This is a genomic window from Algoriphagus marincola DSM 16067 (assembly GCF_000429405.1).
GTDB lineage: Bacteria > Bacteroidota > Bacteroidia > Cytophagales > Cyclobacteriaceae > Algoriphagus > Algoriphagus marincola.
The window spans coordinates 195,321-210,644 of the sequence record NZ_AUBU01000001.1 but is presented as its reverse complement, the minus strand read 5'-3'; the positions used below and the strand labels follow the sequence as shown (position 1 = coordinate 210,644).

General features: G+C 41.8%; 12 protein-coding genes and 1 rRNA gene. 9 read left to right on the top strand and 4 right to left on the bottom strand.

Annotation, left to right across the window (positions count from 1 at the left end):
* Window positions 1-28: 28 nt before the first annotated feature.
* Complete coding sequence (gene fabG / locus G457_RS0100935) at window positions 29-775, bottom strand: 3-oxoacyl-[acyl-carrier-protein] reductase (protein ID WP_026944801.1); 747 nt, start codon at window positions 773-775, stop codon at window positions 29-31.
* 293 nt (window positions 776-1,068) lie between these two features.
* Between fabG and lpdA the strand changes: the two genes are divergently transcribed.
* The 4 genes from lpdA (at window position 1,069) to G457_RS0100910 (ending at window position 4,457) form a co-directional block, all read left to right on the top strand.
* Entirely contained in the window at window positions 1,069-2,466 is a 1,398-nt protein-coding gene (gene lpdA / locus G457_RS0100925; protein WP_026944800.1) for a dihydrolipoyl dehydrogenase, read from the top strand.
* Between the two features lie 78 nt (window positions 2,467-2,544).
* A complete protein-coding gene (locus G457_RS0100920) occupies window positions 2,545-3,078 on the top strand; it encodes an RNA polymerase sigma factor (RefSeq protein WP_026944799.1) in 534 nt (177 codons plus the stop codon).
* 1 nt (window position 3,079) lies between these two features.
* On the top strand, window positions 3,080-3,901 hold the full coding sequence (locus G457_RS0100915) for an anti-sigma factor (protein WP_026944798.1): 822 nt from the start codon (window positions 3,080-3,082) through the stop codon (window positions 3,899-3,901).
* Window positions 3,902-4,001: 100 nt separating this feature from the next.
* Window positions 4,002-4,457: a DUF2721 domain-containing protein gene (locus G457_RS0100910; protein ID WP_026944797.1), complete on the top strand. Its 456-nt coding sequence runs from the start codon at window positions 4,002-4,004 to the stop codon at window positions 4,455-4,457.
* 274 nt (window positions 4,458-4,731) lie between these two features.
* Here the strand turns inward: G457_RS0100910 and G457_RS0100900 are convergent, their stop codons facing one another.
* A complete protein-coding gene (locus G457_RS0100900; protein ID WP_026944796.1) occupies window positions 4,732-5,466 on the bottom strand; it encodes a LytR/AlgR family response regulator transcription factor in 735 nt (244 codons plus the stop codon).
* 3 nt (window positions 5,467-5,469) lie between these two features.
* Window positions 5,470-7,266, bottom strand: coding sequence for a tetratricopeptide repeat protein (locus G457_RS0100895; RefSeq protein WP_026944795.1), 1,797 nt, complete (start codon window positions 7,264-7,266; stop codon window positions 5,470-5,472).
* A 203-nt stretch (window positions 7,267-7,469) separates the two neighbouring features.
* Between G457_RS0100895 and G457_RS0100890 the strand changes: the two genes are divergently transcribed.
* The 5 genes from G457_RS0100890 (at window position 7,470) to G457_RS0100870 (ending at window position 14,478) form a co-directional block, all read left to right on the top strand.
* A complete protein-coding gene (locus tag G457_RS0100890; RefSeq protein ID WP_035482908.1) occupies window positions 7,470-8,429 on the top strand; it encodes a glycerophosphodiester phosphodiesterase family protein in 960 nt (319 codons plus the stop codon).
* Window positions 8,419-9,432, top strand: a complete 1,014-nt coding sequence (locus G457_RS0100885) for a threonine aldolase family protein (RefSeq protein ID WP_026944793.1) — start codon at window positions 8,419-8,421, stop codon at window positions 9,430-9,432. Before G457_RS0100890 ends, G457_RS0100885 begins: the two co-directional genes overlap by 11 nt.
* A gap of 159 nt (window positions 9,433-9,591) precedes the next feature.
* Complete coding sequence (locus G457_RS0100880) at window positions 9,592-10,857, top strand: replication-associated recombination protein A (protein ID WP_026944792.1); 1,266 nt, start codon at window positions 9,592-9,594, stop codon at window positions 10,855-10,857.
* 225 nt (window positions 10,858-11,082) lie between these two features.
* On the top strand, window positions 11,083-12,411 hold the full coding sequence (locus G457_RS0100875; RefSeq protein WP_026944791.1) for a M16 family metallopeptidase: 1,329 nt from the start codon (window positions 11,083-11,085) through the stop codon (window positions 12,409-12,411).
* A 27-nt stretch (window positions 12,412-12,438) separates the two neighbouring features.
* Window positions 12,439-14,478 carry a M16 family metallopeptidase gene (locus G457_RS0100870; protein ID WP_026944790.1) on the top strand — a complete coding sequence of 680 codons (2,040 nt, stop codon included), beginning with the start codon at window positions 12,439-12,441 and terminating at the stop codon, window positions 14,476-14,478.
* Between the two features lie 733 nt (window positions 14,479-15,211).
* Here G457_RS0100870 and rrf read toward each other — a convergent pair.
* Window positions 15,212-15,323: ribosomal RNA gene (gene rrf / locus G457_RS0100865) — 5S ribosomal RNA — on the bottom strand.
* Window position 15,324: the final 1 nt, after the last annotated feature.

Sequence of the window (15,324 nt, the reverse complement as noted above, 5' to 3'; positions counted from 1 at the left end):
TCGAGGTCTTGAAGACCTCAAAGGTTAATTAGGTATACATCGCTCCATTCACATGAAGCACCTGCCCGGAGATGTAAGTACTCATCTCGGAACCCAAGAACACGCAGGCATCCGCAATTTCCTCCGGCTTGCCACCGCGTTTCATTGGGATCGCATCTCTCCAGCCCTGAACTGTCTTTTCATCCAAAACCTCGGTCATTTCAGTCTCGATAAATCCAGGTGCTATGGCATTACAACGGATATTTCTTGAACCCAATTCCAAAGCGACGGATTTGGTGAAGCCGATGATTCCAGCCTTGGAGGCTGCATAGTTGGCTTGACCAGCATTGCCTTTGGCACCGACTACAGAGGTCATGTTGATGATCGAGCCGGACTTGGCTTTCATCATGGTGCGGGTTGCGGCTTTGACCGTATTGAAGCATGACTTTAGGTTGACATTCATGATTTCATCCCAAGACTCCTCAGTCATTCGCATCAAAAGATTGTCTCGGGTAATACCAGCATTATTGATCAAGATATCCAAAGACCCAAAATCAGCCACGACACTGTTTACCAAATCTTCTGCAGCTTTGAAATCAGAAGCATCAGATCGATATCCTTTGGCTTTGATCCCATATTCAGCCAATTCAGCTTCCAAAGCTTGACCTTTTTCGACTGAAGAAAGATAGGTGAATGCGACATTTGCCCCTTCTTGGGCATATTTGATGGCAATGGCTCTTCCGATTCCTTTGGAGGCACCGGTGATCAATGCAGTCTTTCCTGAAAGTAATCCCATAAATTCTATTTTTTGATTGGTCAAAAATATAAAAAAAGCCAGTAGTAATCCTTCCCTGAACCAAGCAAATCGATCTCCTTCATTTTTAAACCTTGAAAAACAAGCAAATATCTACTCAGACAAAATTAATCATCTGTAAATAACCACTTTAACGAAAGGAATTTTCGAAAATTGACTTTACGGTCCCATAGAGGCAGATTAAATTGGGTTTTCAAGCTTTTGAGTAGATTTTTTTCTGAAACCAAAAGGCCTATTTTTGCATAGTTTCAAAATCGTAACAAACTCAAGAAAATATGTCTTCATCAAAATTTGATCTGATCGTATTGGGAAGCGGACCGGGAGGCTATGTGGCTGCCATTCGTGCATCCCAACTCGGACTGAAAACTGCTATCATAGAAGCTGAGGAGCTAGGTGGAATCTGCCTCAACTGGGGTTGTATCCCTACCAAGGCCCTTTTGAAGAGTGCGCAGGTATTCGAATACATCAATCACGCCAATGACTATGGAATCAGCGTCAAAGATGCTTCGGCCGATTTCACTGGCATGGTTAAGCGAAGCCGAAACGTAGCCGATGGCATGAGTAAGGGTGTGCAGTTTTTGATGAAGAAAAATAAAATTGAAGTGATTGCTGGCTGGGGCAAAATCCAACCTGGCAAGAAGGTGGAAGTAGCAGACAAGGATGGTAATAAGACTGTTTATGCAGCCGACCATATCATCATTGCTACCGGTGCTCGATCTAGAGAATTGCCTTCTATGCCTCAAGACGGCAAGAAAATCATCGGCTACCGAAAGGCCATGACCCTAGAGAAACAGCCCAAGAAAATGGTTGTTGTAGGTTCAGGTGCGATCGGAGTGGAATTTGCTTATTTCTATAATTCTATTGGCACGGAAGTAACCATCGTAGAATACATGGATCGAATTGTCCCTGTAGAAGACGTAGAAGTTTCTAAGGCTTTGGAAAAAATCTACAAGAAAGCAGGGATGAAAATCATGACTTCCTCCGAGGTAACTGGCGTGGATACGAAGGGCGCCGGATGTAAGGTAAAAGTAAAAACTGCAAAAGGCGAGGAGACGCTAGAATGTGATGTAGTACTTTCTGCAGCTGGAGTGGTTTCCAACTTGGAAAATGTCGGTCTGGAAGATGTAGGAATTCTAGTAGACAAAGGCAAAATCAAAGTCGACGAATATTACAAAACCAACATGCCTGGCTACTATGCCATCGGTGATGTGGTTTCCGGACCTGCATTGGCTCACGTAGCTTCTGCCGAAGGGATTATTTGTGTAGAAAAGATTGCAGGCCATCATCCTGAGGCTTTGGACTACAACAATATCCCTGGTTGTACTTATTGCTCTCCTGAGATTGCTTCCGTTGGTTATACAGAAGCGAAGGCTAAAGAAGCAGGCTACGAAGTGCGAGTTGGTAAGTTCCCATTCTCTGCCTCCGGCAAGGCTTCAGCAGCTGGCGCAAAAGACGGATTTGTAAAATTGGTCTTCGACAAGAAATATGGTGAGTTGCTTGGCGCACACATGATAGGAGCCAATGTGACCGAAATGATCGCTGAAATCGTCGCAATCCGTAAGCTGGAAACTACAGGACATGAATTGATCAAAACAGTTCACCCTCACCCAACTATGTCTGAAGCGGTGATGGAAGCCGCAGCAGCAGCTTATGATGAAGTGATTCACCTCTAAAAAAGTTTTAGCAAAATTACACCGGATCGAAACAATTGGTCCGGTGTTTTATTTTTCTCATATTCATAGACAATTATTTTGGAGGAAAAGGAACTAATACAGGGATTACTTGAAAGAGACCGCAAGACGGTAGAGTATTTATATGAAAAATACTCGAGAGCGCTTTTTGGAGTAATCCTTCGCATCATCAGTGATCGGGATTTGGCCGAGGAAGTCTTTCATGATGCCTTTGTAAAAATCACCCAAAAAATCGATTCATACGACGAGTCGAAAGGGCGACTATATACCTGGATGGCAAACATCTGCAGAAACTCGGCTATTGATAAATTGCGATCCAAAGAAATCTCTCAATCCAGTAAGACCAATACTATTGATGACTTCGTATATGGTCTCGAAGGAGGTGCTCAGACCCAAGAAAAGGTAGATGGCATCGGTGTCAAAGATCTGATGAATCAGCTCAACACAGACCAAAAGTTCATCATTGAGTATATTTACTTTCAGGGATATACCCACTCGGAGATTGCAGAGGAATTTGACATACCCTTAGGGACAGTCAAATCCAGGCTACGGGCAGCCCTTCAGGTTTTAAAAAAGAATATTGAAAGAATTTAGCGTGAACATCCAAGAATATATCGAATCAGGCAAGCTGGAGCTCTTCCTTCTCGGAGAGCTGAACGAGCGTGAGCGGGAGGAAGTCATCGCTATGGCTAAAGCCCACCCTGAGATTCAGCAGGAATTAGATTCCTTGGAGGAGGCTATGTTTTCTTTGGATGAACTGACGGGAGTCGAGCCTTCCCTTCAAACGAAAGAAAAAATCTTCGCCACTCTTGATGGAGATCTTCAAGAAAGGAAAATTCCTACTCCAACGGCAGCTCCTAAGGAAACCAAAACGGTCAAAATGACTCCTTGGAAACCTTTTGCTGTGGCAGCATCATTGGTGGCTGTATTGGCCAGTGCGGCGGCAATTTATTTTGCCGGAAAATTCTATGAAACTGATCAGAAGTTTGTCGCCTTGCAACAAGAACAGGCTGTTTTGGCAGACAATCTAAATCAGGTAAAGCAAGAGTTTGAGCAAACCGATTCTCGCTTAGACCGCTTGGTTGCAGGTGATTTCAGACGTATCGAAATGATGGGAGAAAGCTTTGACATGCAAAAAGATGCGAAGGTGGATGTCTTTTGGGATCAATCCCAGCAAGAAGTTTTCATCGCGGTCAACAGGCTAAACTCACTCAGCGCTTCGTTTGACTACCAGCTTTGGGCAATTGGTCCTGAGGGACCAGTGGGTATTGGAATTGTGGACCCTTCACAGCCGTTCAGCTTACAGCAAATGAGCGCGGTAGCGGAAGCGGGAGCCTTTGCTATCACCATCGAACCCAAAGGCGGGTCTGAATCGCCGACTCTGGAAAAACTGGTGGTTTTGGGCGAAGTGGCCTAAAATCTCAAAAAAATTATAGAAGCCCGTTTTGAACAAAAACGGGCTTTTTTCTTGATTTTTCCGAACTTATACACTCCTGAACCTATTTATCTATTCGCAAATGGAACTACAGCTCTCCACACCCGCACTTCTTTTTTCAGCTATTACGCTATTGATGTTGGCTTTCACCAATCGATTTTTGGCAATAGCGAGTCTTATCCGTGGTTTGCACAAAAAATTCAAAGAGAGTCCGGATGAAGAAAAACTGGTAGTTGAGCAGCTGCATAATCTGCGTAGAAGGCTTTCTCTGATCAAAAACATGCAACTCTTCGGGATTTTCAGCTTTTTGCTTTGCGTGACCTGTATGTTTTTGCTCTTTCAGGGATATACTATCGCTGCTAATTGGGTTTTTGTGGGCAGCATGGGATCCTTGTTGATTGCTTTGGCACTCTCATTAATTGAAATTCAAATCTCCACAAAGGCACTCAATCTTGAGTTATCCGACATGGAAGATGTATTTGCAAAGCGGAGTAGCACATTGGATAGCTTTTTCAGAAAGGAAAATAAAAAAGAATAAAAAAAACTCAGTCAAAAAAATCCGCCAAATCACCCCCATTTGGATTCGGATCGTCTCTTAAAAAAAGAGATAAAAAAAATAATTCATCACCGTGATGACCATCAAAAAGACGCTTAACCAAATAACCTTTTTAAGGAAAGTTTTCAGTACCATTTGGACATTTCGATTACTGATTACGGATCAAAAGTAGCCCGTCTAAAGTTGGAAAAATCAGCAAATGAGAATTTGAGAAGAACTGTTGAGAAAGCGTAAGCTTTGGTCTAGAATCTGCTGATCAAAGCGATCTCAATACCTGAATGAGTTGATCTTTCTTGCGGGTAGCAAGCGGTAAGGTCGCTCCGTCTTTCATCCGAATCGTACCGCCGTCACGTTTATCGTAATGATCAAAAAATGATAAATTGATCAAGTGAGATTGATGAGAGCGAAAAAAGCCTGAGGGCTCCAATAATTCAGCATACTCTTTTAGAGTTCTGGAAATTAATAGTTTACGCCCATCTCTCAGAAAAAACCGAGTGTAATTATCCTCGGATTGACAACGCAAAATGTCAGAGACTTGTACCAAATAAATATTTTCAGAGTCAGAGAGTACCAATTGCTGAAGTTTCTCAGCGTGCTGAATTTCTTCAGCCTCTTGGATTTGCATATTTTGTAAGGGCGGGTGTTTTCGTACTTTTTCGATAGCCTCTTCAAGATCATCAGGATCCACCGGCTTTAGCAGGTAATCGATGGCACTTACCCGAAAAGCCCGAATTGCATAGCCATCATGCCCAGTTACAAAGATCAACCTGAAACCAGGTTCTTTAAAACGATTGAGCAGATCAAAGCCAGTGCCATCAGCCATTTCAATATCTAAAAATACCAAATCAGGAGAGTACGTGTTTATTGCAATTTCTCCGGAATTCACTCCTTCTGCCTCACCAACGATCTCTATATCAGGAGCTACTTCATTGAGAAGCAATCTCAGATTTTCTCTTACATGAGCATGATCATCAATAATTAGCGCTCTCATGAATTAGTAGTTTTTTGAAAAAGGAACAAGCAGTAGAACCTCTGTACCCTGTAGACCTTTTTCGGATAAATCTGTGATTTTTAATTGAATTTGATTCTTAAGCTTCCGGTTATAGTTTTCAATTCTTTCTCCAATGATGGAGGTAGCCAAGGATTGATGCCTGCTAGAAGGCTTCACTGTAGCCTTGATTCCTAGCCCATTGTCCTTAATCTTCACCTGCACATATTCGTTTACCAATGAAAACTCTAACTCAATTTTACCCTCTTGGTTTTGAATTCCATGTTGGATGGCATTTTCTACGAAAGGCTGCACAAACATTGGAGGAATTTCATATGTCTGTGAATCCAAAGGCGGAAGACAAGAGATTTGAAAATCAAATTGCTTTTGACTGAGGTTTTTTTGGACCTCTAAATAATTTTCAAGCATTCCTATTTCTTCCTCAAGAGGAATGTATTCTTCTCGTGAGTTTTCCAGCACCTGCCTCATGAGTTTGGAAAACTTACCTAAATAGTAGGAGGCTTTCTTTGACTCGGAGTTTAGCATATAGTTTTGGACCGAAGAGAGCGCATTGAAAATGAAATGCGGGTTGAGTTGGGATCGCAAAAAGCGTTGTTCAATCTCAGACATTTTTGCCTCCGCCCTGATTTTTTTCCGAAGATAAATGCTATATCCCAAGCCAATCAATAATATGGTTCCAACTATTGAAAGAAAAAGTAACTGATTTTTCTGTGTGAGCTCAAGACTTTGAATTTCATTTTCTTGGGAAAGCGCCAGAATCTCAGCTTCTTTCTTTTCAGTTTCATATTGAGCTTTCAATTCTTCGATAGTTTGTGCCTTCTCCAAGGAAAAGATACTATCCCTGATATTTTGCCATTTTTTGAAAGAATTTAAAGCAAGGGAAAAATTCCCGCGTCGCTCATAAAGCTTACCGAGTCCTAGATACCCATCTTCCAAAAGGGGCAAAGCCTGAATTTCCTCAGCTAAAGCGATTCCATCCCGAAAATACTTTTCAGCTTCCTGATAGCGCCCCTGCCCTGAATAAACGTTTGCCATACCCAGCATGATAGTCCCTACATTTCGGGTAAAACCACCTTTCTGAGCAATTTCCAAAGCCATGATGTATTCAGATTCGGCACGATTCAGATCATTTTTAGAAAAATAAACTGAACCCAAATTACTTTTGGCCATCATCACCCCTACTTGTAAATCTGCCTCCCGGCTGACTGCTTCCACCTTCTCAAAAGCCTGCAAAGCCTGATCATAATCACCCAAATTATCATAGGCTGAGCCAAGATTATTATAAAGAATGGCTAATTGCTGGAAGTTTGATTTGTTTTGAGAGGCAATTTGTATGGCATCCAAATAAACCTCGATGGCTTTTTCGACTTCTCCGGTTCGGTTGTAAATGATACCCAGATTATTGTAGACCGAAAGCAAGCCTTCAGACTGATCTTCATTTTGGAGATACACTCGCTCCGCCGCCAGAACATACTGCAAGGCTTGATTTAGATTCCCAACCTGGAGGTAGTATGCACCTAGCGAATTATTAGCTAAAGCCTCTCCCTTGGGAAAGGAGATTTCTTTTGATATTTCAAGAGCCTTTCTGGCATAATCAAGTCCACCCTGCTCCTCTGTAAATGTACTTGCTTCGCAAAGCTCAATCAGAAGTAGGACATAGGCCGAATCTTTTTCCTCCTGCGCATCAAGACTAGCCTTGAGGCTATCTACCCGGTTAACCTGTGCCTGAGCAAGACAAACGGTCCAAAAAAAAGCAAAGGAAATCCAGCAGCGCAGCAGCATTGCAATAGTTGGTTTAAAGGAAAGGGGTGCTAGTCAAAAGGTGATTTTAAATCGCATATGAAAATGGGGAATGATCTTCAAATCAAGAAATATTTTCTTCAGGATTATTCTAAAAGTTTTTATTCGAAGCCCTAAACCACCTTTTCTAAAATTTCTCTTTAATAAATGAGACCATTTTGTTCTATTTGAAAAAAAACTAAAGCATGCGAGTATTTATACCCTCTTGGTGTATTTTAACGGCACTTATCTTCATTTCCTGTGAATCCAATTCTCAAAAGAATGAAGTACCCGAGAACCAAGAAAGTGAATCTACACACCGAATTCAGGTGTCCAGTCTTTCCGAGACAAAAGATTTTTATACCTGGACATCTGATCGAATACCGCTAGTCTCTGCTCATCGAGGTGGACCTTATCCTGGCTTTCCTGAAAATGCGATCGAGACCTTCGAAAATGTCCTAGAATACACCCCTGCCATTATTGAATTAGATGTAGCTATGACTCAGGACTCCGTTTTAGTCCTGATGCATGACGATGATTTGGATCGGACGACCAACGGAACGGGGAAAGTGAATGAAGTTACTTATGACTACATCCAAACGTTGTTTTTGGAAGACAATGAGGGAAAGCTCACTGAATTCAAAGTTCCTACTTTGGAAGAGGCACTGATTTGGTCTAAAGGAAAAGCCCTACTCACAGTTGACATCAAGCGATCTGTACCTTTTGAAAAAGTGGTAGAAGAAGTGAGGGAAACGGAAAGTGAAGCTCACGCAGCATTAATTTCCTATACCTTTCCCGCTGCCAAAAAGCTTAATATCCTTGCTCCTGAGCTCATGCTTTCGGTGACCATCCGAAATGAAGAAGAAATCAAAAGACTAGAAGAAACCGGTATTCCCTGGGATCGGGTTATTGCTTTCACCGGGGTGGCTGAAAGACCCAAGTCCTTCAATGAAGCCCTTCATGAAAAAGGAGTTTTTACCATTTTGGGTACTTTAGGCAACCTAGATCGAAGCGCAGTGGCAAGGGGAGATGAGTTGTATTTGAATTTTGTGAATAACGGAGCGGATATTTTAGCAACAGACCGACCCATCGAAGCAGCAAAGGCCATTCAAACCCTTCACCCAGAAAGCAGTTCCAAATCCAAGTATTTCACCCATGTTGATTGATTTAAGAAGTGATACGCTTACCCAGCCCACACCGGGCATGAAAGAAGCGATGTTTGCAGCCCCAATAGGCGACGATGTTTTTGGAGAGGATCCAACTGTCAATGCCTTGGAGGAAAAAATCTCCAAGCTATTTGGTATGGAAGCGGCACTCTACTGTCCCTCCGGCACCATGACGAATCAGATTGCGATTCGTCTTCACACTCGGATACAGACAGAAGTAATTTGCCACAAATATTCCCACATCTATCTCTATGAGGGGGGTGGGATCATGGCCAATTCCCTAGCCTCAGTCAAATTGCTGGATGGGAATTTGGGAAAAATCACCGCAGCCCAGATTGCCGAATCCATCAATCCGGATGATGTACATGCCCCGGAGACAACCTTGGTTTCTCTGGAAAACACCATGAACAAAGGAGGTGGAAGCATTTATACCTTGGACGAAATCAAACCAATCCATTCACTATGTCAACAAAAAGGCATTAAGCTTCACTTGGATGGTGCGCGATTTTTCAATGCATTGGTCGAGACTGGAGAAAGTCCAGCGGACTGGGGGGCACATTTTGATACCATCTCCATCTGCTTGAGCAAAGGATTAGGCTGCCCAATAGGATCTGTTTTATTGGGATCTAAGGCGGATATCAAGCAGGCACGGAAAGTTCGAAAAGTATTTGGTGGCGGAATACGACAGGCAGGATTCCTGGCTGCAGCTGGTATTTATGCCTTGGACCATCATATTGAAAGACTGAAGGAAGATCATGCCAAAGCTAGGATGTTGGGAGAGATGCTTAGCAAATCCCCTTTCGTTTCAGAAATACTGCCAGTAGCTACAAACATTGTGATCGCCAGACTAGAGAATACAAGCCCTGAGGAATTCATGAAAAAGCTGGCGGATCAAAATATCAAATCCGTGAAATTCGGAAAAGACCTAGTTCGATTTGTAACTCATTTGGATTTTGGAGACGATCACTTGGAGGAATTTGGAAAAAGAATTCAGAATATCTAGCAGACAGTATTTGACTTTATTCAAAACGAATCAGGCCTGAAAAGGCCTTTTTTTATGCTATTTTGCGATTCTCAAAGGAATAAATAAACCTGAAAGTAATTAAATATCGATACTCGATACTTTCTAATTTCTTATCTCTAATCTCTTGCTTCTACGAAAATGAATTCTACCCCCCTTGCCGAGCGAATGCGTCCTACCAGACTGGAAGACTTGATTGGTCAGGAGCATTTGTCCTCTCCCAGCTCTTTTTTGTATAAAGCTATCAAGTCCGGAAATGTACCTTCCCTGATCCTTTGGGGACCTCCCGGGGTGGGAAAAACAACCATCGCCAATATCATTGCCAATGAGATTAAGGCTCCTTTTTATACCCTTAGCGCGATAAGCTCAGGCGTAAAAGACATCCGAGAAGTCATCGAAAAGGCCAGGTTTCAGATGGGGGTAGTGCTTTTTATAGATGAAATCCACCGCTTCAATAAATCTCAACAGGACGCCTTATTGGGAGCTGTGGAAAAGGGAATAATCCGATTGATCGGTGCCACCACAGAAAACCCTTCCTTTGAAGTTAATTCTGCCCTTCTTTCCCGTTGTCAGGTTTTCACCCTGAATCCATTAGGTAGATCCGAAATGGAGGCCATGATGCAGCAGGCTTTGAAAAAAGATGTGGACCTAAAAAAGATCCAAGTCGAGCTTCAGGAAACCGATGCTCTGCTTCGTATTTCCGGAGGGGATGGCAGAAAGCTGCTCAACCTTTTAGAAATCGTAATCGATGGGATCAATGAAAATCCCTGTGTGATCACGGATGAAAAAGTCATGCAGATCGCTCAACAGAAAGTAGCACTTTACGACAAATCAGGGGAGCAACATTACGATATTATTTCGGCTTTTATCAAATCCATCCGAGGCTCTGATCCAAATGCAGCCGTTTATTGGCTAGCACGAATGATCGAAGGAGGTGAAGATGTGAAGTTCATCGCTCGCAGATTGGTGATTTTAGCATCTGAAGACATCGGCAATGCCAATCCCAACGCCCTGCTTTTAGCCACCAACTGTTTTGAAGCTGTGAAAATCATTGGCTATCCGGAAGCAAGAATTATCCTTTCTCAGTGTGTGACTTATTTAGCGAGTTCTCCAAAAAGCAATGCCGCTTATCTTGCCATCAACCAAGCCCAAGCCTTGGTTAAGGAAACCGGCAATCTCTCTGTCCCGCTACATCTCCGAAATGCCCCAACGAAGCTGATGAAGGACCTGAACTATGGCAAAGCCTATAAATACTCGCATGATTTTCCCGGCAACTTTGTTGAGCAGGAGTTTTTACCCGATGAGATTCAAGGCACTAAGTTTTACGAACCAGGAGAGAATGCCCGAGAAAATGAATTGAGGAGATACCTATCCGGAAAATGGAAGGGAAAATATGGGTATGAATAAGGTCCATCTGAATAAAATCAATAAACTTCTATAAATTTTTTTTTAGGATAAAATAAGATTTATTTAGCTGAAATATTTTTTTATTTCGAGGGAAAATAATTGTTTAGACATCTGAAAAATAAGTAGGTCAAAAAACTTAGTTTATTTTCTTTTGTTCAAAAACGAACACTCAAAACAAATCGTATTGGCTTACGAGTTACAATTGAAAACTAATCCTAATCTAAAATGAAAAAACTCACAGTCTTTGGCCTGTTGATGGCTTGGATGATAATTCCAGCAATGGCCCAAAAGAAAATCGAGTTCAGGGAGTTTACCTTGGACAACGGGTTGCATGTCATTCTACATCAAGACAACTCCACCCCGATTGTAAACACCTCAGTTCTTTATCATGTAGGCTCTAAAAATGAAAATCCTGAAAGAACTGGATTTGCGCATTTCTTCGAACACTTGATGTTTGAAGGTTCTGAAAATATCGAACGCGGGCAATACATGAATATTATTCAGGGACGTGGAGGAACGCTCAATGCATTTACCTCCAACGATATTACATTTTATTATCAAACTGTCCCATCCAATGAACTGGAATTAACCTTGTACATGGAAAGTGAACGAATGCTTCATTCCAAAGTAGATGAGACGGGTGTGGAGACTCAAAGAGAAGTCGTGAAAGAAGAAAAGAGACAGAGCTATGACAATCGTCCTTACGGTTCGATTTTGATCGAAACATTGAAGAGAGCGTATTCAGAGCATCCTTATCAGTGGGCGCCAATTGGATCTTTGGATCATTTAAATGCAGCAACGATTGAGGAATTCCAAGATTTCTACAAGCAATTTTATGTGCCGAATAATGCTACACTGGTAGTAGCCGGAGATATCGATTATGCGCAGGCTGAATCTTGGGTTAGGGAATACTTCTCAGAAATCCCTAGAGGTAGCGGAGAAATCTACAGACCAAACGTTACGGAGCCTAAGAAGACCGAAGAAATCAGAGATGTAATCTATGATAATATTCAAATTCCGGCCGTGATTCAGGCTTACAATCTTCCGCCAAGAAATCATCCGGATTCCTATGCACTTTCTATGCTCTCAACCTACCTGACAGGAGGTAATTCTTCGCTAATGACAAAAGAATTGGTAGATAAGCAGCAAAAGGCCCTTGCAGTAGCTGCTATTCCCCTAGAACTTGAAGATGGTGGAATATTCATCATGTATGGAATCACCAATATGGGTGTAGCTCCTGAGGATTTGGAAAGTGAAATTGATAAGCTAATTGCACAGGTACAGTCGGAAGGAATCTCCGATAGAGATTTTGAAAAACTGCAAAATATTATTGAAAATAATATTGTAAGCGGAAACTCCTCTGTATCTGGCGTTGCGCAGAATTTGGCTGAAGCTCACGTGATTTTTGGAGACACCAATTACATCAATCAGGTAATGGACTACTACAGCAAGGTGACTCAGGAAGACATCAAGCGAGTAGCAAACGAATACTTGAACCTTGATGGACGAGTGGTTTTATATTATTTGCCTAAACCGCAAGAAACTACTGAATAATTATTTGGCTTTAATCAGAATAGAAAGATGAAAAAATTAGCAATACTATTATTCGCTGCTCTCCTAGTAGGCAATGCATGGGCTCAAGTTGACAGAAGTGAGCTTCCTGCTTCAGGACCAGCTCCCGAAATCAATATTGGGGATGCTGAAATGTTCACCCTGGAAAATGGGTTGAAAGTTATCTTGGTTACAAATGACAAATTGCCAAGAGTGGCTTTTTCTCTTGTTTTAGACCGAGATCCTTTGATGGAAGGAGATAAAGCAGGACTTACTGGCTTTGTGGGCCAAATGATGACATCAGGTACCGAAGGCAGAACAAAAGATCAGATTGATGAGGAAATTGACTTTATAGGGGCTAGCCTTTCGGCTTCTTCTACTTCCATATTTGGATCCTCACTGAAGAAGCATCAGGGAAAATTACTTGAACTGATGACTGATGTTCTGTACAACCCAAGTTTTCCAGAGGAGGAATTAGAAAAATTGAGAAAGCAAACATTAACAGGCTTGGCTACAACCAAAGATGATCCGAATGCCATCTCAAGTCGATTAGCTTCGGCTATGGTTTATGGCAAAGATCATCCGTATGGTGAAGTAGAGACAGAGGAGACAATCAAAAATATCTCTGTTGAAGATGTAAAATCTTATTATGAAACCTTTTTCAAGCCTAATATCGCTTACCTCACCATTGTAGGTGATATGGAGCTTAATGAAGCCAAGAAAATCACCGAAGAATATTTTGCAGATTGGCAAGCCGGTGATGTTCCAACATTTACTTACGAGAAGCCATCCAGAACGAATGAAACGGTAGTAGGCCTTGTAGATAGAAGCTCTTCCGTCCAAACTGTAATCAATGTAACTCAGCCTGTAGAGCTCAAGGTAGGAGACGAAGATTATATTTCTTCAAGACTACTTAACCAGATTCTAGGTGGCGGCTCATCTGCTAGACTTTTCATGAATCTTAGAGAGGATAAAGGCTATACTTATGGCGCCTACTCATCTATTAGTCCTGATCGATTGATTGGTAGATTTAATGCTAGCGGTTCTGTTAGAACTGAAGTTACTGATTCTGCAGTCGTAGAGTTTCTGTATGAGATTAATAAAATTGTAGAAGAAGGAGTTACTGCTGAGGAACTTGAAAAAGCGAAGGCTAATCTATCAGGTTCTTTTGGAAGATCTCTTGAAAGTCCTTCCACCATTGCAAGTTTTGCATTGAATATTGAGCGCTATGGACTACCTAAAGATTACTACAAAAATTACCTTCAGGAATTAAATAGCTATACGGTTTCAGACATTAACCAAACGGCAAAGGAATTAATTGATCCGAGTAAGCTTTACATCACAGCAGTAGGAAATGGAAGCGAAATTCAGGAAAAATTAGCTCAGTTTGGCGAAGTTATGTTATACGATAATATGGGTTTCCCTGCTAAGGAATTGACAGCTGATGCTGATATGACTGCAGAAAAAGTAATTTCCAATTATCTTGAAGCAATCGGAGGAAAGGATAAAGCTCAAACCATCGAAACAGCCAAATTCACCATGAATGCAGAAGTGATGGGAACAGTTCTAACTATGGCAATGACCTATGACGCCAATGGCAGATATGCTCAAAAAACATCAGTAGGTGGAAATGTCATGCAAAGTTCTGTCATCCTAAAAGATTCTGGTAAAATCAGTGTTCAAGGTCAAAGCATGGAACTTACCGGCGCACAACTAGAGGAAGCTAAGATTAACTCCTATCTAATTCCAGAAGCCTGGATAAGTGATTTGGGATATTCGCTTTCACTTGACGGACTAAAAGACGTGGATGGAACTCCTGCCTATAAAGTGGTTATTTCAGCTCCATCCGGTGCCAAACTGATCAATTACTACGATCAATCAACCGGCTTGAAAATCAAAAATGAAAATCCAGCTTCAGGAGATACATTCTATTCAGATTATCAAGAAAAAAATGGAGTTTTAATACCGATGACTTGGACTATCAAATCTCCAATGATCCCAGTTCCTTTGGAAGCAAAGGTTGCTGAAGTCACCATCAATGAGGAATTAACTGAAAGTGATTTTCAATAATCAACATTGAACAATTTGAAAAGGAGGCAAATGCCTCCTTTTTTTGTATCCACTATGCAAATCCCCCTACTTGATTATTCAATATCTATCAATAAAAGCCACAAATTTTAAAGCCCTTTTGATACATAGTAATCACCAAAATAAGTCCGAAATAAAAGATGATGAATTATGAACATATTTTTTTATGGCATTAATTAAAATTCAGATAAATAGGACCATAAAACAGAGCAATAACCTTTATCATTCTGGATTTTAAACACTTAAAATTGATGAAATCAAACTGTACAGGTCTAGGAATTAATCATTAAAAATAGACATGGTTCACTTGTATTTAACTGTCCAAGTTAAGATGCATTTCTTCTACCCTCATTCAAAAGTCCTAAAACAAAAAAAAACCAGCTGCTAGGTTGAGGTTTTGAATAATGAGGCGGCGATCCCGAGATGTCGGGACAGGCTCTACTCTCCCGTGCGCCGTGGCGTACCAGTACCCCGCCACGGCGGGCAGGCATCGGCGCTGCAGGCCTGCCCGGATCCATCTGGGCTTATCCGCCGCGGCGGATCGGGATGGGAAAAGGCGGATTTCTTGAACCACTAAAAATAAACCTATAAAGGTTTAAGATATAAAAATTAAAAATAACCAGCTCTCATAGCCAGGCCGATAAGTCTTCAATCCTACCCGCCAAAACACCCCTAAAACCAAAAAACCCCAGCTGTTAGGCTGAGGTTTTGAATAATGAGGCGGCGACCTACTCTCCCGGGTGTAACCCCAGTACCATCGGCGCTGCAGGGCTTAACTGCTCTGTTCGGGATGGGAAGAGGTGGAACCCCTGCGCCAGGCCGCCTAAA

Excerpts from the sequence above, each read along its gene's own strand:
- fabG (WP_026944801.1), bottom strand. The coding sequence starts at position 775 with ATGGGATTACTTTCAGGAAAGACTGCATTGATCACCGGTGCCTCCAAA.
- lpdA (WP_026944800.1), top strand. The coding sequence starts at position 1,069 with ATGTCTTCATCAAAATTTGATCTGATCGTATTGGGAAGCGGACCGGGA.
- G457_RS0100910 (WP_026944797.1), top strand. The coding sequence starts at position 4,002 with ATGGAACTACAGCTCTCCACACCCGCACTTCTTTTTTCAGCTATTACG.
- G457_RS0100900 (WP_026944796.1), bottom strand. The coding sequence starts at position 5,466 with ATGAGAGCGCTAATTATTGATGATCATGCTCATGTAAGAGAAAATCTG.
- G457_RS0100895 (WP_026944795.1), bottom strand. The coding sequence starts at position 7,266 with ATGCTGCTGCGCTGCTGGATTTCCTTTGCTTTTTTTTGGACCGTTTGT.
- G457_RS0100890 (WP_035482908.1), top strand. The coding sequence starts at position 7,470 with ATGCGAGTATTTATACCCTCTTGGTGTATTTTAACGGCACTTATCTTC.
- G457_RS0100885 (WP_026944793.1), top strand. The coding sequence starts at position 8,419 with ATGTTGATTGATTTAAGAAGTGATACGCTTACCCAGCCCACACCGGGC.
- G457_RS0100880 (WP_026944792.1), top strand. The coding sequence starts at position 9,592 with ATGAATTCTACCCCCCTTGCCGAGCGAATGCGTCCTACCAGACTGGAA.
- G457_RS0100875 (WP_026944791.1), top strand. The coding sequence starts at position 11,083 with ATGAAAAAACTCACAGTCTTTGGCCTGTTGATGGCTTGGATGATAATT.
- G457_RS0100870 (WP_026944790.1), top strand. The coding sequence starts at position 12,439 with ATGAAAAAATTAGCAATACTATTATTCGCTGCTCTCCTAGTAGGCAAT.